This is a genomic window from Fibrobacter sp. UWB3, from assembly GCF_002210405.1.
In the GTDB taxonomy this organism is placed as follows: Bacteria; Fibrobacterota; Fibrobacteria; order Fibrobacterales; family Fibrobacteraceae; genus Fibrobacter.
The window spans coordinates 145892-165992 of sequence record NZ_MWQJ01000009.1 but is presented as its reverse complement, the minus strand read 5'-3'; the positions used below and the strand labels follow the sequence as shown (position 1 = coordinate 165992).

Genomic DNA, 20101 nt, shown 5'->3' with positions numbered 1-20101 from the left:
AGGAGAGAACATGGATTTTAAGAAAGTTTTCCTCGCATGTGGCCTTTCAGTCGCCTGCACCGCCTTCGCGGCCCCGTATGAAGCCGAAGACGCAGCCATCACCAAAGACGCAGCCGTCGCCTCTAACACCGAAGCTTCCGGCGGTAAATACGTCAAGATGAACGGCGGCGACATCACTTTTTCCAAGGTGACGGTCGAAAAAGCAGGCAAATACACCATCGTTCTCCACTACATGAACAATTACGGTGGATCCAAGATTAACAACGTCGAAGCTGGCGGAGCCTCCTCTGCCGTGACGTTCGACGTGACCGATAAGGGCAAATTTGCCGACGTCGAAACGGTCATGAACCTCGCCGCCGGTGAGAACACCATCGCCATCACCAATAGCTGGGGCTGGATTGACCTCGACTACATCGAAGTCAAGGGTTACGAAGCTAAAGCGTTCAACCTCTGCAACGCCCCGGTGACAAAGACAGCCACCCCGTCCGCAGTCAAGCTTTACAACTTCCTCGTCAATAACTTTGGCAAAAAGACCATTTCTGGCGTGATGACCGGTAATATGGACGCCTACACCAAGGGTGACGCCACCCTGCACGAAGACGTTCAGGCCGTATTCAAGGCTGGCGGCAAGTACCCCGCACTTGTTGGAGTTGACCTGATGAACGCCACTGGCGGCAGCAAGGACAACAGCTGGTTCCAGGAATACACCGAAAAGGCCATCGATATCGCCAAGAGCACTTGGAAGAAGGGCGGCATTCCGGCATTCACATGGCACTGGCGTCCGGGTGACGAAGAAAACTTCTACGTGAAAGGCGCAAACGACAATTACACCGAATTCGACTTCACCGAAGCTTTCGTGACCGGCACGACCAACTGGGATACCGTTTCGACCGCTTACAAGGCTCTCGTCGCTGACATCGATCTCGTTTCTAAGATTTTCCTTGACCTCCAGAAAGAAGGCGTTGCCGCCATCTTCCGTCCGCTCCATGAATCCGGTGGCAACTGGTTCTGGTGGAGCACCCACACAGGCAAGCAGTTCGCAGCCCTCTACCAGTTGCTCTACGAACGCATGGTGTTCACGAATGGCGTCAACAACCTCATTTGGGACTTCAATCCGAAGGACGCCGCTACGATGTCCTGGACTCCGGGCGAAACCTACTATGACGTGTTGAGCGTAGACATTTACAATGCAGCCAACGATCACCAGAGCAACAGCTCCGCATTTATCGACCTTACGAACAAGGCTGGCACCAACAAGATTATCTCCCTCAGCGAAAACGGCCCGATTCCTGACGTTGACAAGATGTACGAAGACGGTGCTACTTGGAGCTGGTGGATGCCGTGGTACGAATCCCCGAGCTGGAACGGCGGCTATGTGAGCCAGACTGCAGCAAGCGTATGGCAGAAGAACCTCGCTGACGAACGCATCATCACCCTCGACAAAATGCCGGGTTGGGACAACTATAGCGAAGCTGCCGCAGCAACAAACGTTTGCCCGACTTCTACACAGAATGCCAAGTTCGGTGCAGACACGGCCAAGGCCAATCCGGAAAATGTTGACCTCGTCATGGGCGTGACCTACAAGGCTATCAACGATAGCGGTGCAAACATCGAATTCAAGAAGGTTCCGAAACTGACCGGTGCAAAGAGCATCGCCGTCACAATCGAAAACAAGGGTTCCGGTGGCGAAATGAACGGCATCTGGATCGGCATGGCATTTGTCCGCGATGGCTCCGCCGATAAGGCATGGACTTGGGAACAGTCTCCGTCTGACGGCTGCTGGCTCAACGACGGTGCAAAATCCACTTGTGAATTTGCCATCGAAACTTACACCGATGACGCAGGCGTCGAACACCCGATGGACCTCGACAACCTCTTCTCTGTCACCTTCATCTTGGCTGGCGCTAACGGATTCGAAGGCACCGTGCTTTTCGACAACATGGTCACGGACAACGGTATCATCATCAACGGATTCAATAAGAAGACTGAACTCTTCACCGCCGCAGACCAGAGCAAGGGCCACATCGCAAGTATCGAGCTCTATAACAAGGACGGCACGCCGGCAGGCACATCCGCCATCAAGCCGATTGCCGCCGCAAAGAAGGCAGGCATGAGCGTCAAGAACGGCAACCTCTCGCTCACCGCAAACGTTTCCGGTTTCGCAAGCATCGACGTGTTCAACATGATCGGCAAGCGCATCGCTACACTCCACCGCGGAAACCTCAGCGCAGGCAGCCACACGTTCAGCCTCCAGAACCTCAACAAGGGTCAGTACATCATCCGCGTCAAGGGCGCCGGACTCAATGCCACCCAGAAGGTTCTCATCAAGTAGACTATAACACAAAAAGCCAAATACCTAAAGGCGGCCGCACAAGCGGTCGCCTTTTCTTACAATGTGCATTTCGTCACTTTTCGCCCCGAACGGCCCAAATAAAACGTTTATTTATCTTACATTTCCGTGAAAATATTGCACTTTATCACAGCGCGTCTTGACTTCAAATTTCACAAATCTATTTTTCAATAGACGATATTTAGGATGTTTGGGGGTGTGGACATTTTCCACAAGTTTTGTCAACACTCAAAAGTCGGGATTGCCCTATTTCATCGTTAAAAATCTAGTTTCAAGAAAAACAAGGATATTTCATGAATAGCTTCAAGACTTTAATCGCCGCATCGCTCCTCGGAACGGCCGCATTTGCAGCCCCGGGTCTCACGGTAAGCGGAACCGATTTGCAATACAACGGCAAGAAGATTTTCTTCTCGGGTACAAACCTCGCCTGGAGCGACTACAATTCCGACGTGGGTGCTTCCCCGCTGGACGAAAACGCATGGCGTAAGGCTGTGGAAGGCACGCGTGCCGCAGGCGGTAACGCTATTCGTTGGTGGCTCTTTAACAACATGAGCCAGAGCCCAACAATTGACGAAACGACGCACTTGGTCACGGGCCCAAAGGAAAACACCATCGCGAACATGAAGAAGGCTTTGGACATCGCTGAAGAATATGGCGTGATGGTTTCGATGTGCCTTTTCAGCCACAACTTGATGGAACCGAACCAGTGGGGACTTTACAACGAAAAGCTCGACATTACCGCTAACGAATTGCTTTTCGAAGATGCAGGCACCAAGGCTTTTATTGACAACGTCCTTATTCCTGTCGTAAAAGCAATCGGCAACCACAAAGCGCTCATGACTTGGGAAGTCTTTAACGAACCCGAGGGTATGACTAGCGAATGCAGCGGCTGGACTACAAAGAAGATGGCACTTGCCAAAATCCAGAAGTTTACGAACAAGGTTGCAGCAGCCATCCACACGACAAACCCGGATCTTCTCGTTTCGACCGGTAGCGTGAACATCAAGTATCAGAAGCATTGGAATGACGCAGCCCTCATCGAAGCGGGTGGCGAAGCCAACGGTACGCTCGACTTTTTCCAGACGCACTATTACCCGTACTGGCAAGACAATTCCGTAAGCCCGTTCGTAAACACTGCGGCCCAGATGGCGACCAAGTACAGCTACGATTCCAAACCGATGATTATTGGTGAATTCCCGGCAAGCGGTTGGGCAGGCGATACTTACCGCTCCAATTTCGCCGCAAAGACAGAAATTACAACGGAAGAATGCTACCGCAAGGCTTTTGACGGCGGTTACGCAGGCGCTCTCGCCTGGCAGTACATCGGCGACAAGACCGAAGCAAACTTTGGCGGTTACAGCTACACGATTGACCCGGCTCTCGACGCCATGAAGAAGCTCGCCGCAACGGAAGAAGCAAGCATCAAGATTAAGGATGTGAACATTGAAGGCGGCAATGGCGGAAACGGCATGATGGCTGTGACCTACGGTGCCGACAATGGCCAGGTGGAATACCAGAACAAGGGCGGCTGGGACCTCTCCGGCGCAACGACGTTCACTTGGACCGCCAAGAACAACGGCAAGACCGACGCAGACATCTACTTGATTTTCAAGCTCACGGATTCTTGGACCTGGACGGAAACGGAAGGCAGCTGCAAGGTTCCGGCAGGCGAAAAGGTCACATGCTCTATCGATATCTCTAGCTTTGCCGACCGCAACAAGACGCTCAGCATCACGCTTGCCAACTACGCCGCTGGTTACACTGGCACGTTGATTTACGACGATATCAAGGCTGGCGATTTGACGCTCTTTGACTTCAACACCGACAAGTACGACGCCTTCAAGCGCGGTTACGAAAACACCGAAGAAATGATTCCGGAAATCAAAATCGTTTTCGATGAAAACTACGTTTACGGCAAATCCACAACTTTGACAAAGAGCAAAATCGCAACTTCGAAGTTCACTATCAACGGTGACAAGATTATGCTCAACACAAAGGCAAAAGGTCAGGTCAGCGTTGACGTGTTCGGCATGAACGGAAGAATCGTTGCCACGCTCTTTAACGGAGTTCTTGGCGCAGGCAACTACGTGTTCAGCCTTGCCGATATGCCGAAGGGTCAGTACATCATACGCATGAAGGGTGCTGGAATCACCACGACTCAGCCCGTGATTGTGAAGTAATCCTTTGAAAGGAGATTTCCGGTCATCCCCGTCAAGCGAGGACAAGCGCCGAGATGACAATGCAAATGAGTCCCGCTTTTCGCGGGACTTTTTCTTTAAATGGAACTGGATCCTTCGCTTCGCTCAGGATGACGAATTGCGTTGCTCAGGATGACGTGGGGCATGACAATGCTGTTTTTTGGACAAAAGCAGTGACGAAAATCCTTTGAATTTGGGGCGCAAGAATATAGATTTAGGGGTGGAGATATGGATGTTTATGAAACACTTTAACTACACAAATTTTGTCGCTACGGCAACTGTCGCAGCACTCGCAAGCACCGCTTTTGCCGCCACCCCCATCCGTTTAGAAGCCGAAGACGCCGTCCTCGCCGATGACCACAAAGTCGTCGTAATCGAAGATGCTAAAGCTTCGGGCGGAAAATCCGTCGATATGAAAGACGGCAATTTGGAGTTCAAAGTGGCAGTCCCCGTAACGGGCTATTACACTCTTTGGGCCACATACCAAATACCATCAACATCGACCAACAAAATCCAGAACTTGACCGTCAACGGCGTTTCTGCAGGGCAGATTTCTTTTGGAATTTCTGACGAATTCACGACCATCAAAGGCGCGGGCAAAATCAAGCTCACCGCAGGCGAAAACAAAATAGGCATCGTCCACAGCTGGGGTTACGTCAACCTCGACTACATCGAACTCACGGAATACGAAGCCAGCCCGTGGAGCATTTCACCGAATCCTGTCACGCCAGAGCCAACCGAAAGTGCACAGAAGCTCTACAACTTCTTGCTCAACAATTTCGGCAAGCACGTGATTAGCGGCGTCATGACGGAACGCCCGTTCGAAAATAACGGCCAGTACACCCCGCAAAACTACGAAACACAAACCGAACTCAGTTACATCAACAAGGCTAGCGGCAAGAACGTGGTTCTCGTAGGCTTTGACTTTTTGCATGCCTCGGGCAAGAATTCTGACCAGCAATGGTATCAGGGGTACACGCACGCTTCGCTCGAAATGGCAAAGACGGTCTGGAAAGCAGGTGGCATTCCGCAATTCAACTGGCATTGGAAAGACCCGATGCACGAAGTCGAAGCGTTCTACACGCAATCGAGCGGAAACGATCCCTACACCGAATTCAGTATCAACAAGGCTTACGACGAATCCACCGGCAAATGGAAAACAAGTAGCGATGAATACAAGGCCATTGTCCGCGACATGGAAATGATCGCCGACTCACTTTTGACATTGCAAAAAGAAGGCGTCGCCGTTCTTTGGCGACCGCTCCACGAAGCTAGCGGCAAGTGGTTCTGGTGGGGTACAGATGGTGCAAAATCGTGCGTTGCACTGTACAAGCTCATGTTCGATATTTTCGTGAATCAGAAAGGATTGCACAACTTGATTTGGGTGTGGACCACCGACGAAGCGAGCGACGCTCTCGACTGGTATCCGGGCGATGAATACGTGGACGTTGTGGGCCGCGACTACTATTACTACCCGCGTGAATCAAACCACTCCAGCCTCATCGGCAGCTTTGAGACGGTCAAGGAAATCTTCGGCGGCAAAAAGATTGTCGCGCTCAGCGAAAATGGTTCTGTGCCCTACCCTGACGAGATGAAGGCCGATGGCGCCAACTGGAGCTGGTTTATGCCGTGGTATGGCGACTACGCAATGGAAGGCTGGGCAAACGACAACAATGCCGAAAGCTGGAAAATCGTGATGAACAACGAATACACCTTGACGCTCGAAGATATGCCGGGCTGGGACAAGTACGAAATCGTCACGCCACCGACAACGGGTTTCAAGAACACGTTAAACGCACAGAAGATTGCCACAAGTTTGTCTGTTATCGGAAAGAATTTGCAAGTGATTATTCCGAGTGTCGCAGCATACGCCAACGCAAGAGTTGCAATTTTCGACATGCAGGGCAATCAGGTAATGAGCCGCACTATCAATGGCACAGCAAGCATTAACTTGAGCGGAATTGCGGTTGGACAGTACCTCGTGAAAGTGCAAGGCAATGGATTTAACCAAAACGGAAAGATTCTAGTAAAGTAATTGAGAATACCGATCCCGGAATAAATCCGGGATGACATTGCAAAAAAAAACGTTTCCGGCATAAAGCTGGGATGACAATGCAAAAAAAATGGAGTGTAGATATGGGATGTAAATCAATCGCGGGCGCATGCTCCGCAATGGCTTTTGCCACAGCAATCGCGGCAACATCAATTTATGCCGCACCGACAACTTACGAAGCCGAAGATTTGAGCGGCGCAACCGTTGCCGAAGGCGCAGACTTTTCGGGCGGCAAATACGCTAAGCCCGCCGACGCTAGCGGTATCACGTTTACGGTCAAAGTCGAAGAGACCGCCGTTTACGATATTACCACAAAAGTTCTCATCAAGCAATACGACTGGACTACCTCTAAAATCACAGTCAACGGTGTCGATGTAGGTTCCATGCTCACGACTCCACGTAATTGCGATTCGAGCTATGTCGTGTCCGCATCGGCAAAAATGAAGGTTGGCGAAAATAAGATTACGGTCGGGAACCAAGCCATCGGCGTGGACTACATCACCGTCGAACGCCATCCCGATCCGGAATACAAAATCGGTACCGCTCCTGTCACGCCCAATGCGTCAGAATCCGCACGCAAAGTATTCTCTTTCTTGCGCGAGAACTTTACGAAAACAACGCTTAGTGGCATGATGATCAGCGACCAGAATTTCAACTACGATTATGGCAACATGAAACTCATCCCGCCGGGCGGCTGCACTCCTGCCGATTCCTGCAAGTACACCGACGCAGAAGTTTCATGGAAAGGTCAGACGGATATTGCCGAATTCTACAAACGCACAGGGCACTACCCCGCCATTGGCGGTTTTGACATGCTCTTTGCCGCCGGCGGACATTCCGATGAAGGCTGGTTCAGAGGCTATTCCGAAAACAACCTCCTGATGGCAGAAGAACTCTGGAAGTTGGGAGGCATTCCGACATTCACATGGCATTGGAAAGTCGGCGAAGACACCGTATTCTACACCAAAGACACCTACCCTATGAATGGCTACCGCAGCAGCGGATGCGCCAATGGCGCAAAGGGTTCTAGCGAAAGCAACACGTGCTTCAATTACACCAAGGCATTCAAGGATTCCACCTGCAAGGAAATCAACGAAGCCTCTCAAGAATACAAGGACATCGTAAATGACATCGATAAAGTTTCTGCATTGTTCAAGCAATTGCAGGAAAAAGACGTTGCCGTCATCTGGCGCCCGCTTCATGAAGCAAGCGGTGGCTGGTTCTGGTGGGGCGTCGGCAGCGGCGATTGCTACAAACAACTTTACCGACTCGTCTTTGACCGCATGGTAAAAACAAACGGTCTCAACAACTTGATTTGGGTATGGAACATCAATACGGACCCGCAATTTGGTTACGATTACTCCGCCCTCAATGCAAGCTGGTACCCCGGCGATGAATACGTGGACATCGTCGCGGTTGACATTTACGACCCGCTCAACGACCACAATTCCGGTGCAAACTACTACTACAAAATCGTGAGCGATGTGGGCACGAACAAGATGATTGCATTGAGCGAAAACGGCGCCATTCCGGACATCGACAGCATTGCCGAAGACAAGGCCAATTGGAGCTATTGGATGACATGGAGCCAGACCTGGAGCGGAAACTTCTTGGAAAAGACTACCACAGAAATGTGGAAGAAGAATCTCGATGACAAGCGCATCATCGCTCTTGACGATATGCCTGGCTGGGGAAATGTCACCGTCAACAACCCCATCATCAACATATTCACGCAAAAAGCAAACAACGTAAATCTTGCTATAAATGGCAAGTCGCTTTCGCTATCCACGAATCAAAACGGCAACGCCACCGTCACTGTTTTTGACCTGACCGGACACCGAGTTGCTACACTTTTGCAAGGTCAAATTTCGGCAGGAACGCATAGCTTAAGCATCCAATCGCTCGCCGCCGGCAACTACATTGTCAAGGCAAGTGTCGGACATCACAACACCATGCAGGTTTTACGCTTAAAATAGTGCGCGTCGCAACATGTATTTTAAAAAAAAGGTTCACTTTTGAACCTTTTTTCTATTTTTAAACCATGACCGAAAAGAACCCCCTTTACTTTACTATTCACGGACATTTTTATCAGCCCCCTCGCGAAAACCCTTGGACTGGTGTTATCGAGAACCAGCCAAGCGCACGTCCGTTCCACGACTGGAACGAACGCATTGCCAGCGAGTGCTATAGCCCGAACTCCGCAAGCCGTATTTTAAATTCTAAAGGCAAAATTGTCGACATCGTAAACAACTACGATTTCATGAGCTTCAACATCGGCCCGACTCTCATGGGCTGGATCCGTACCAACACGCCCGACACCTACAAACGCATTCAGGACGCCGACAAGCGCAGCCAGGAACGCATGAACGGGCACGGCAATGCGATTGCACAAGTTTACAACCACATCATCATGCCGCTCGCAAGCACGCAAGACAAGCGTACACAAATTCGCTGGGGCATTGAAGATTTCAAGTTCCATTTCGGTCGCATGCCCGAAGCCATGTGGCTTGCCGAAACAGCCATCAACTTTGAAACCGTTGTCGAGCTCATCAAGGCAGGCATCAAGTACACGATTCTCTCGCCCACGCAGGCTGACAAGTTCCGCAAGTTTGGCGACAAGAAGTGGACCGATTGCAGCAACACGAATATCGATACCACGCGCCCGTACCGCATTTACCCGCGCGACAAGGAAGGCAACCTCGTCTGTGACGGTTACCTCGACGTGTTCTTCTACAACCCGTGGCTTTCGAGTGCCGTCGGCTTTGAACATTTACTCCGCGATGCAGGGACTTTTGGTCACCGCATTGAAAGCGCCTGGGACGCAAACCGCAGCGAACCACAACTCGTAAGCATCGGCACCGACGGTGAATCTTACGGCCACCATGAACCGTTTGGCGACATGTGCGCCGCATGGCTCTACAACAAGTTCGCTCCGCAGAACCACATGGTTCCGGTGAACTACGGCTGGTACCTTGAAAAGTTCCCGCCCAAATACGAAGTTGAACTCAAGAATTTCTACGGCGAAGGTTGCGCTTGGAGCTGCGCTCATGGTGTTGGTCGCTGGTATAGAGACTGCGGTTGCTCCACCGGCGGTGGCGCCGACTGGAACCAGAAATGGCGTGGTCCGCTCCGCGATGCATTCAACCACCTCAAGGAAGTCGCCGACAACATTTTCGTTCGCGAATTCGAAAAGATTTCAAAGATTGATCCGTGGGAAGCTCGCAACAACTACATCCAGGTGATTGTCGCGCCCGAAGACGAATCCCGCAAGGAACAGTACCTCAAGGATACGCTCAAGGATTACGAAAAGCAAGAAGACCGCGCCAAGGCCATCCGACTTCTCGAAATCCAGAAGTTCTGCCTGTTCAGCTTCACGAGCTGCGGCTGGTTCTTCAACGATATCGAAGGGCTCGAACCGGTGCAGAACATGCGTTATGCCCTCCGCGCGATGCAGCTTTTAAAGCCGTTCCTCCCGATGGGAGACAATCTCAAGAGCGAAATTCTGTACATCCTCGCCCGCGCCACAAGTAACGAACACAAGTGGAACGGCGCCGAAGTCTTCACGAAGTACGCCGAAGAAAACGTCCCGTCCGTCATCAAGCAGATGGCAGAACGTGCCGCGATTTACCACCTCGAACTTGAAGAAGACTACCTCAACAAGGATTCCCGCATCACGGCAACAAAGATTGCGTCCCGCCGTCGCCAGACGCTCGTGCGCACGTCTTACGAAGACAACGATCTCGGTGAATCTTGCGTGACCACGAACTTGGTCGTCACGGACCAGCTCAGCCGCGTAAACATCGTCGTTGCCATGGGCGAAGAAAAGGAAAGCGGACTCACGTTTGTTGAAAATACGAACATGACAACGGAACAACTCCACGAGCTCTATCCGACAGCATACGTTGTCCGCATGAGCAATCTCGCGAGCGATTCCCTGAAGCGCATCAACCAGCTTTCGACGCAGATGCACCTCGAAAACATCACAAAGTCGTTCTCCGGCTTTGCGCTGAACCATGGCATTTCCATCGACAGCCTTGCCGACCCGGACCACACCTTGCCGGACACCATGAGGAAAATTCTCACGGTGGAAATCAACGCACGCATTCACCATGCCGCTTTGCAGTTGCTGAACGAGCACAACAAGGCGAACATCGAAGAAATTCACGAGCTCATCACCGAAGCAACAGCGCTCAACACGCACTTTAGCTTTGGCGGGCTTGGCCACATGTTCTTCCATAAGCTCACGCTCCTCATCGACGAAGTAGCAAAGAAGTTCAACGAAGAAACCCTCAACTACATCACCGATCTCATCACGGTCGCCGATTGGCTGAAGATTTTCATCAACAAGACTTCTCTCGAAAACCACGTCTTTGGCATCTACAAGCAATACAAGGCAGAACCTGACGGAAAGTTTGCGGCCCTCAAGCCGATGTTCCAATGGCTGAACTTCGAGGTGATTTAATGTACAAGCTGCCAAGCGCTCCACTCATTACAGCGCAAGAGATAAATGCGCGTCTGGACTCACTCGCCTCTGAACTGAAGGCGTTTGATTTCGACGTGATTTTATCTGCACTTACCGGCAGCTACATGTTTACCGCCGACTTGTCTCGCCGTATCGCGACTCCGAAATTGCGCATCGCATTTATCAAGGCGTCAAGCTACGGCGAATCCGACAAGCCAAATGCAAATGTCCATATTTCGGGCCTTGAAGGTCTCGACATCAAGGGCAAACGCGTTTTGCTGATTGACGACATTCTAGACACTGGCAACACGATGTATTCCCTCGTGAAAGCCCTCGCGGATTACTCCCCCGCCTCCATCACGACTTGCGTACTGTTGAACAAGGAATCAAGACGAACGGTGAATTACCATGCCGACTTCGTTGGTTTTGAAATTGAAGATAAATTTGTGGTAGGTTACGGTCTCGACTATGCAAATACGTACCGCACCTATCCAGAAGTATGGGCACTTGAAGAAGCATGATTGAAAACAACAATAACGTAAACAACAGCGATAACGATGATTTGAACGAAGTCAAGAAACACGCGACCATGACGTTCGCCGCTCTGGAACGCAGTTTCAACAGAATGGCTTACCGCAGAAGAAACACCATCCGCATCATCGTCTGCTTGCTGTTCTTTTTCTTAGGCTACCAGGCCAACAACTGGTTTAGCAGCAAGATTCCGACTGAAAAAATCATTGAAAAAATTGCAGCCCAGCCGGACCTTCCGAACAAGTGCAAATTCCGTTATGACCGTTCCATGGAATACGCCATCATGCACGAATGCGTTTTCTCGCACGACACGCCGACAGACGACGTGAAGCTGATCCAGCGCATCAACTACTGCTCTTGCGCCTTGGAACGCGTACAAAAAAAGAAGCCCTTCCAGAAGATGTTTGAAAACAACCTGGAGGACTTCACATTTAAGATTCGCGAAGAAATCCTTTGCAAGGACGAAAAGATTCCGCAAGCGCTCGAAATGGAATCCGAAACGCCTGCAAAATAATCCCTTACAATATCAGCATTCCGTCGCCGTAGCTGAACAATTTAAGCTTGTTCTCTACGGCCATTTTGTATGCGTCGAGCGTGTTTTCACGACCATAGAATGCCGACACAAGCAAAATGAGAGAGCTCTTGGGCCAATGGAAATTGGTTAAGAGACCATCCACAATCTTGTACTTGTATCCTGGGTAGAAGAACGCATAGGTCACGCCCTTTTGCGGTTTCAAAAATCCGTTGGCATCGGCGACCGTTTCAATCACGCGCGTACTCGTCGTACCGACCGTCACAATGCGGCCACCTTCGCGCTTCGCCTTGTTGATGATGTCGGCATTTTCCTTGGTGAGTTCGTAATACTCGCCGTGCATCTTATGCTGCGTGAAATCTTCGACAGAGATGTTCTGGAACGTTCCCGGGCCCACATGGAGCGTGACTTCAGCAACGTACACACCCTTCGCCTTCAAGTCTTCGAGCATTTGTTCGCTAAAGTGGAGACTTGCGGTCGGTGCGGCCACAGCGCCAGCATACTTTGCGAAAATCGTCTGGTATGCCTTCTTGTCGTCTTCGTCATCGGGGCGGTCAATGTAGGGCGGCAGCGGAACGTGCCCTTCCTTGTTCATGACCTCTTCCATCTCGGCAGGAGTCTTTTCAAAACGAAGAACGCGGTTGCCGTCTTCTTCATGAACTTCTTCCACGAACGTGCGCACACCAGCGAGCTTGAGTTCACGCCCGACCTGGAAAGCCTTGCCCGGATGCACCTTGGCTTCAAAGCGGGCCTCGCCTGCTTCGGAGGGGTTCAACGCCTGCACCAAGAGGACTTCGACCTGACCGCCAAATTGCGTTTCGCCATACAGACGAGCAGGAATCACCTTCGTATTGTTCACCACGAGGCAATCGCCTGGGCGGAACAGGTCGACAATTTCAGGAGCCTTCATAATGCGGCGTTCGCCGCCATTTTTGGGGCAATACAAAATATGCGTCTTGCCCTTGCCCGCCGTACGGGAGGCAATCAATTCTTTCGGGAATTCAAAGTTATAATCAGAAAGACGGTATTCCATTACTACGCCTTCATATCCTTCAATGTATTTTTCAAGCGTTCAAGCATTTCCGTTTTCAAGGATTCCGGCTTCAAAATTTTCACATCCGGAAGCACGCCAAACAGCCATGTCTTAAAGTCCGGAGTCAAGCGGAGCTTGAGCGTCACAATCATGTTCTTGTCCTTATCCTCCGTGATTTCTGCACACGGAGAAAATCTAGACTTTAAGAACTGCGTCTTGAGCCAACCGGTCTTGATAAGAAGCGTCACCGTTTGCGGGTCTTCGGTAGAAACATACTTGCCAAAAGCATACTTGTAATGTTCATAGACGCAGAACGGTTCACGAAGCGTCATGGCGCAGTTATTCGTCTGGACAACGCTCATGATATTTTCGACAAGATAATTTTTAAAGATATGCGTTTCGGCATACGTTTCATCAGCAGCAATCAAGTAAAGCGTATCAATGCGCATCACAAGCTTGATTGGGCAAACTTCAATCGTCTTCTTTTCCGTTTCTTCGTTCGTACTTCTGTACACAATACGGATTCTAAAGCCTTCACGAATTGCAGACAAAAGCTTCGAGACCATAGAGTCTTGAGCCTTATGGTCACAGAACGGGCCATAATCCATAATGTAGTTCGGGTCAAGTGTAATCGCTTCAGCCTTGAATCCATCCGGGTCCGTTGTCTGCATGGACGAAATAACGCTATCGATGAGCTTGCGGTTTTTCAAGTCCAAAGGAGTCGTGTCGTTCATCGTCTTTTTCAACTTTTCGAGCTGCTTGACGATTTTCTGGTTAAAGTCCACCTTCTGTTCGGTTTGAATAACGTAAAAAGTTTCGCCATCCTTTTTGAACTTATGGAGACCACAATTTTCCTGTTCTAGTGCATTTAAATGGCGGAAAATAGTTCTCGGTCCGCAATCCATCGCCTGAGCAAGCATCGAGACCGTCATCGGCACACGAAGTTTGCATTTAATCTTATTTATCTTTTCATATCCTGTAGCCATTTTTCACTCCTCTTTTTCCTAAGTTTTTAAAATTCTTAGACGGTTCCCCACCGCTACCGACCGAGCAAAACCAGCAACAGCCAATAGCGCAAACTCTCTCTGAACAATATTTGCCACACGCCCCTCGACCAAGAAACGCTTGCCCACATACGTGACATGAACAAACGAATTTTTCAAGAAACTGTATGACGCAAGCTTATCCATAATTTTCTGGCAAAGGTCTTTTTTGCCGAGATTCTTTTTTAGAATCGCAGTCCCATGCATATTCAACGAAACTATGCCGGGAATACATTCAATACGCGACTTCAGTTCATCAGGATAAACTTCATCTTCGTAATAGAACGTCACCTTTGCAGCGCCAGATTTCACCTTGACACTGTACTTGAAAATCGGATGAGCAATATCATCCAAAACATCCCAAATTTGTCGTTCCAAGTCCTCGTCGGAAACCTTGGAATTCTTGCGGACGCGAACCATGTTCACACAACCGCGCAGTCCCGCAATTTCACCAATTTTGGTCTGTATTTTTCGCTTTGTCGCAAGGCTTTCTACAAAGCCACGCAAATAGACAATTCCCTGCCCCGCTTCAACGGAAACCTCTTCACTAAGCCCATCCGACAAAAGTTCCAGGTGCTTACGCACAACAGAAACAACTTCTTGATTCGGCGGATTTTCCGCATAACGCGGATAGCTCATAAAAACGATTAATCCATCATTCATCTTCACCACAAGCTTGTCCTTGGTTTCGTCTTTGACGACTCCAATGGCAATACCAAACTGCTTGCGGATGACATGGTAGACATGGTCTCCCAACAAGGTGTTCACACACTGGGCAGGCAATAGCCGATAGCCATTGGGCGATACCTCATGGTCTATCGGAATTTTTGGACCCTCGAACTTTGCATCCGCAGGTCCATTTTTATAGACGACAACTTCCTTATCCCTAGACTGGAAAAAACTCTTGACGATACAAGGACGGGTTGCCCCATCAAAGTAGAGCCAATCGCCTGGAAAAATTCGGTTGTGCCCATAGACCTTTGCATACTCAGATTGCGGATCATCCTTATGGCAAAACGCAAATTCCTGCGAGAAAGCCACATGATACATTCCGCAATGAGTACAGACACAAAGTAGCGGAATACCGCGTTCCATACCCCCATACGTCGTGTACTCTTCCATGGCGCAGACGTCATGGCGAACTGCCTGCTGGCATTGCCGGCAGTACAGCTGCTGCGAGTACAATCTGTAAGGGAAATACTGACGCATTTTCTTTTCAAGTTTATTTCATCAGCGGGAGCGCCACGTCGATGCGGCGGAGCACTTCTTCCTTGCCGATAATTTCGAACATTTCCCAGAGACCCGGGCCAGCAGTCACGCCGGACACGGCAAGGCGCGGTGCACCCACCAGTTCACCGACCTTGTGACCACAGCGTTCGGCCAGGTCGTAGAATCCCTTCTCGATCACCGGAGTCTTGAAGTCTTCGATGGCAGCGAGCATATCGCGCACGAGCGTTGCGACTTCCTTGGAGCCTTCACCGAAATGCTTCTTCGCACCCTTTTCGTCGTATTCCGTCGGAGCAACAAAGAAGTACTTTGCCATCGTTGCGAGATCCTGCACAAAATGCGCACGCGGCTTGAGTTGCTTCACAATTTCGAGCAAGCGTTCGTTCGGTTCGGCACTCGTATCAACGCCCATAGCCTTAAGGCCATCAACCATGATGTCCTTGAGGAATGCATCATCGCACATGTGGATGTGCTGGCCGTTCATCCACTGGAGCTTCTTTTCGTCGAAGCTTGCGGACTTCGGGTTGATGCGTTCGAGCGTGAAGCAATCGATCATTTCCTTGACGCTCATCACTTCGCGGTCGTCACCCGGGTTCCAGCCGAGGAGTGCGAGGTAGTTCACGAGCGTTTCCGGCAAATAGCCGAGGTCGCGGAAGTCACCGACAGAAGCGGCGCCCTTGCGCTTGGAAAGCTTACCGCCGTTCTTGTCGAGAATCACCGGCAGGTGGCACCAAACAGGCGGCTGCCAGCCAAAAGCCTTGTACAAGAGTTCGTGCTTCGGCGTGGAGCTAATCCATTCATCACCGCGGAGCACATGCGTCGTGCCCATGTAGTGGTCATCGACAACGCTTGCGAAGTGGTACGTCGGATAGCCATCGCGCTTGATGAGCACGAGGTCATCCAGAAGTTCGTTCTGGTAGCTGATGTGACCACGGATCATATCATCGAATTCCGTGACGCCCGTTTCCGGGACCTTGAAACGTATGACAGCCTTTTCGCCAGCGGCAATGCGAGCTTCGGCTTCTTCGCGGCTGATGTTACGGCAGTGGCGGTCATAACCAGTGACCGGCACGTGAGACTTTTCTTGTTCGGCGCGGACTTCCTGCAAACGTTCTTCCGTGCAGAAGCAGTAGTAAGCGCAACCGGCATCCAAGAGCTTCTTGATTTCGCGGTGGTAGATGTCCAGGCGTTCGCTCTGGAAGTACGGACCGCAGTCACCTTCGCAACCCGGACCTTCGTCCCACTGGAGGCCAAGCCACTTGAGGTCGCGCATCAAGTCGTGGAGAGCGGTTTCGTTATAGCGCTTACGGTCAGTATCTTCGATGCGCAGGTAGAACGTGCCACCCATGTGTTTCGCAAAGAAGTAGTTGTAGATTGCCGTACGTGCGCCACCGACATGCAAATAACCCGTGGGGCTCGGAGCAAAGCGTACACGGACAGGACTTTTTTCAGTCATAGATTCCTCTTTAAATCCATATTTATTTTTGTGACAAAAATTAGCAAAATTCATTGTATAAAACCAAATTCACTTTCAAGATAGGGGTCTATATTGGAATACTTTTCATGCAACATTTCATAGAAACTTTCAAAACAGTCACAGAAATATTACACAAATACTTTTTCACCAAGAGTTTTCTGTATACAAGCCAAGACTCCGACCTTTTAATTGCTAAGTTGCGGGCGTCAAAATAGGAGTCATTATGATTATTAAACCGCTCATCCGTAGCAACATGTGCATTAACGCCCACCCGAAGGGCTGTGCTGCCGACGTCAAACACCAAATTGAATTTATCGAAAAGAAGTTCACTACGCGCAGCATTCCTGCCGATGCACCGAAGACCGTTCTCGTCCTCGGTTGCTCTACCGGTTACGGACTTGCAAGCCGCATTGTTGCCGCATTTGGCTACAAGGCAACAACTATCGGCGTTTCTTTTGAAAAGGAAGGCTCCGACGGTGGAATCGGAGAATCCCGCGAAAAGACAGGCACGCCGGGCTGGTACAACAACATGGCTTTTGACAAGTTCGCAAAAGAAGCGGGCCTAGATGCCGTGACGTTCAACGGTGACGCCTTCTCGCACGAAATGCGCCAAAACGTTATCGACACACTCAAGAAGATGGGCAAGAAAGTCGATTTACTCGTATACAGCGTCGCAAGCTCCGTGCGCGTTGATCCAGACAACGGAACAATCTACCGCAGCGTCTTGAAGCCGATTGGTCAAGTATTCACAGGCGCCACGATTGACTGCCTCAGCGGAAAAATCAGTACCATCAGCGCAGAACCCGCCACCGCCGAAGAAGCGGCCAATACAGTTAAAGTCATGGGCGGTGAAGACTGGGCGCTTTGGGTACGCAAGCTCAAGGAGGCAGGCGTTCTCGCCGAAGGCGTGAAGACCGTCGCTTATTCATATATCGGCCCGAAACTTTCGCACGCCATCTACCGCGACGGTACAATCGGTGGCGCCAAGAAGCATCTCGAAGCAACCGCACTGGAACTCCACAAGGAATTGCAAAACGACCTCCACGGCGAAGCCTATGTCTCTGTGAACAAAGGACTTGTCACGCGCTCTAGCGCCGTCATTCCCATCATCCCGATGTACATTTCCGTGCTCTTCAAGGTCATGAAGGAAATGGGAAATCACGAAGGTTGTATCGAGCAGATGGAACGCTTGATGACCGAAAGACTTTATACGGGTTCCAAAGTCCCGACGGACGAGAATCACCTCATCCGCATCGACGACTATGAATTGGATCCGAAAGTCCAGGCAGAAGTGGACAAGCGCATGGCAACAGTCACGCAAGAGAACCTCGCCGAAGTGGGCGACCTCGAAGGATACCGCCACGATTTTCTCGCGACAAACGGTTTCGATATTGATGGAGTGGACTACGAGGCGGATGTCAAAACGCTAACTAGCATATAGTTTCTATTTTTGGGGCAAAACCCCTTAACATCAAGGATTATTTATGGAAACTCTCAATTCCATTCTCGATGCTATCGATGGGTACGTCTGGGGCGTTCCCCTCATTGTCATCATCCTCTTTGTAGGCATCCTCCTCACCATCCGACTCGGCTGTCTGCAGGTCATGAACTTGCACAACGCACTCCGCTTCATGGCGCACAGCGAAAAAGACGGCGCAGGCGAAGTATCCAGTTTTGGAGCGCTCTGCACGGCTCTCGCCGCCACAATCGGTACGGGTAACATCGTCGGTGTGGCAACCGCAATCGGCACTGGTGGCCCAGGCGCGCTCTTCTGGATGGAAGTCGCCGCATTCCTCGGCATGGCAACAAAGTATGCCGAAGGCTTGCTCGCCGTCAAGTACCGCACAGTCGATAAGGAAGGCAAGGTTCTCGGTGGTCCGTTCTATTACATTGAAACGGGAATCAAGGAACGCTTCGGCTGGAACATGAAATGGCTCGCCGTGATCTTTGCCATCTTCGGTATGTGCGCAGGCCTCCTCGGCATTGGCACCATCACGCAGGTCAACGGCATCACGAGCGCTATGGCTCGCCTCACCCCGAACGCCGCTGAATTTGTCAACATCGGCGGCAACTCCGTGAGCGTCACCACAGCAATCGCAGGCCTCCTCGTCACGATCTTTGCAGCAACCGTCATCATCGGCGGTCTCAAGCGCATTGCAAAAGTCTCGATGTACATTGTCCCCATCATGGCCATCATCTACATCATTGCCTGCATTCTCCTTTTGCTCCTCAACTTCTCGCACATTTCTTCTGCCATCGAAACGATTGTGAAGGCAGCGTTTAATCCGTCTGCAGTCACTGGCGGCGTTGTCGGTTCTATCTTTATTGCAATGCAGAAAGGTATCGCACGCGGCATTTTCAGTAACGAAGCAGGTCTCGGTTCCGCTCCTATTGCAGCTGCCGCAGCAAAGACAAAGGAACCTGTGCGTCAGGGCCTTGTCTGCATGACAGGCACGTTCTTCGATACGATTATCATTTGTACGATGACGGGCCTTGCCATTGTGGTCTCGGGCGCTTGGGATCCGAAGCTCGGACTCGAAGGCGTGAACATCACGATGGAAGCATTCTCCCGCGGCCTTTCCATTATCCCGGGCGGCGCTGTGATTGCTCCGTACTTCCTCGCCACGGCTCTCGTGTTCTTCGCTTTCACGACGATTCTCGGTTGGGCCTACTATTCTGAAAAGTGCTTGCAGTACCTGATTGGTCGCAGGGACAAGAAGGCAATACTCACCTACCGCTGGCTCTACATCTTCGCGATTTTCATTGGACCGTACCTCACGGTAAGCGCGGTCTGGACAAGCGCAGATATTTTCAACGGCCTGATGGCATTCCCGAACCTCATTGCACTAATCCTTCTCTCTGGAATTGTGGCAAACGAAACAAAGACGTTCCTCGCCAAGTTCAAGGGAGATAAAGAGTAGTCATTGGTCTTTGGTCTTTAGTCAATAGTTATTGATTATTAGACGCTAATATGATGGCCCGCGAAAGCGGGCTTTCATTTTATAAATAAGACATAGCCACGAAACATCCAGTTATTTCTTGTATTGCAAATACTAGACTTAACTGGGTGGGGCAAAGCCCCAACTCTTTGGCTCGATTATGCCCACGCAAGCATGGTCGCAACGCCCGCCTTCTGAGTTGTCTTCGCTTCGCTCTGGACGACGCGGTAATTGCATTTTAGGATGACGATGCATA

13 protein-coding genes are annotated in these 20101 nt (G+C 50.7%); 9 read left to right on the top strand and 4 right to left on the bottom strand.

Features of this window, described 5'->3' with window-relative positions; translation table 11 throughout:
• Window positions 1-10 precede the first annotated feature (10 nt).
• From B7991_RS11215 to B7991_RS11185, 7 genes are all read left to right on the top strand, one after another.
• Window positions 11-2332: a glycosyl hydrolase gene (locus B7991_RS11215; protein WP_088630895.1), complete on the top strand. Its 2322-nt coding sequence runs from the start codon at window positions 11-13 to the stop codon at window positions 2330-2332.
• Window positions 2333-2643: 311 nt separating this feature from the next.
• Window positions 2644-4530 carry a T9SS type A sorting domain-containing protein gene (locus tag B7991_RS11210; protein ID WP_088630894.1) on the top strand — a complete coding sequence of 629 codons (1887 nt, stop codon included), beginning with the start codon at window positions 2644-2646 and terminating at the stop codon, window positions 4528-4530.
• Between the two features lie 250 nt (window positions 4531-4780).
• Window positions 4781-6583: a glycosyl hydrolase gene (locus B7991_RS11205; protein WP_088630893.1), complete on the top strand. Its 1803-nt coding sequence runs from the start codon at window positions 4781-4783 to the stop codon at window positions 6581-6583.
• Window positions 6584-6684: 101 nt separating this feature from the next.
• On the top strand, window positions 6685-8577 hold the full coding sequence (locus tag B7991_RS11200) for a glycosyl hydrolase (protein WP_176421801.1): 1893 nt from the start codon (window positions 6685-6687) through the stop codon (window positions 8575-8577).
• A 65-nt stretch (window positions 8578-8642) separates the two neighbouring features.
• On the top strand, window positions 8643-11063 hold the full coding sequence (locus B7991_RS11195) for a DUF3536 domain-containing protein (protein WP_088630891.1): 2421 nt from the start codon (window positions 8643-8645) through the stop codon (window positions 11061-11063).
• Window positions 11039-11584, top strand: coding sequence for a hypoxanthine phosphoribosyltransferase (gene hpt / locus B7991_RS11190; RefSeq protein WP_235003056.1), 546 nt, complete (start codon window positions 11039-11041; stop codon window positions 11582-11584). The genes B7991_RS11195 and hpt overlap by 25 nt, the downstream gene beginning before the upstream one ends.
• Window positions 11581-12108 (top strand): hypothetical protein, encoded by a 528-nt coding sequence (locus tag B7991_RS11185; RefSeq protein ID WP_073443074.1) that lies wholly within the window; start codon window positions 11581-11583, stop codon window positions 12106-12108. The genes hpt and B7991_RS11185 overlap by 4 nt, the downstream gene beginning before the upstream one ends.
• Window positions 12109-12112: 4 nt before the next feature.
• Here B7991_RS11185 and queA read toward each other — a convergent pair whose 3' ends face one another.
• From queA to gltX, 4 genes are read right to left on the bottom strand one after another with little or no spacing between them, the layout of a single operon-like run.
• On the bottom strand, window positions 12113-13159 hold the full coding sequence (gene queA / locus B7991_RS11180; RefSeq protein WP_088630890.1) for a tRNA preQ1(34) S-adenosylmethionine ribosyltransferase-isomerase QueA: 1047 nt from the start codon (window positions 13157-13159) through the stop codon (window positions 12113-12115).
• A 2-nt stretch (window positions 13160-13161) separates the two neighbouring features.
• On the bottom strand, window positions 13162-14145 hold the full coding sequence (locus B7991_RS11175) for a YafY family protein (RefSeq protein WP_088630889.1): 984 nt from the start codon (window positions 14143-14145) through the stop codon (window positions 13162-13164).
• Window positions 14146-14163: 18 nt separating this feature from the next.
• Window positions 14164-15411: a BON domain-containing protein gene (locus tag B7991_RS11170; RefSeq protein ID WP_088630888.1), complete on the bottom strand. Its 1248-nt coding sequence runs from the start codon at window positions 15409-15411 to the stop codon at window positions 14164-14166.
• A 13-nt stretch (window positions 15412-15424) separates the two neighbouring features.
• Window positions 15425-16885 carry a glutamate--tRNA ligase gene (gene gltX, locus B7991_RS11165; protein WP_088630887.1) on the bottom strand — a complete coding sequence of 487 codons (1461 nt, stop codon included), beginning with the start codon at window positions 16883-16885 and terminating at the stop codon, window positions 15425-15427.
• A gap of 244 nt (window positions 16886-17129) precedes the next feature.
• Between gltX and fabV the strand changes: the two genes are divergently transcribed.
• Complete coding sequence (gene fabV / locus B7991_RS11155; protein ID WP_088630885.1) at window positions 17130-18347, top strand: enoyl-ACP reductase FabV; 1218 nt, start codon at window positions 17130-17132, stop codon at window positions 18345-18347.
• Window positions 18348-18390: 43 nt separating this feature from the next.
• On the top strand, window positions 18391-19827 hold the full coding sequence (locus B7991_RS11150) for a sodium:alanine symporter family protein (RefSeq protein WP_088630884.1): 1437 nt from the start codon (window positions 18391-18393) through the stop codon (window positions 19825-19827).
• The last annotated feature ends 274 nt before the right edge of the window (window positions 19828-20101 follow it).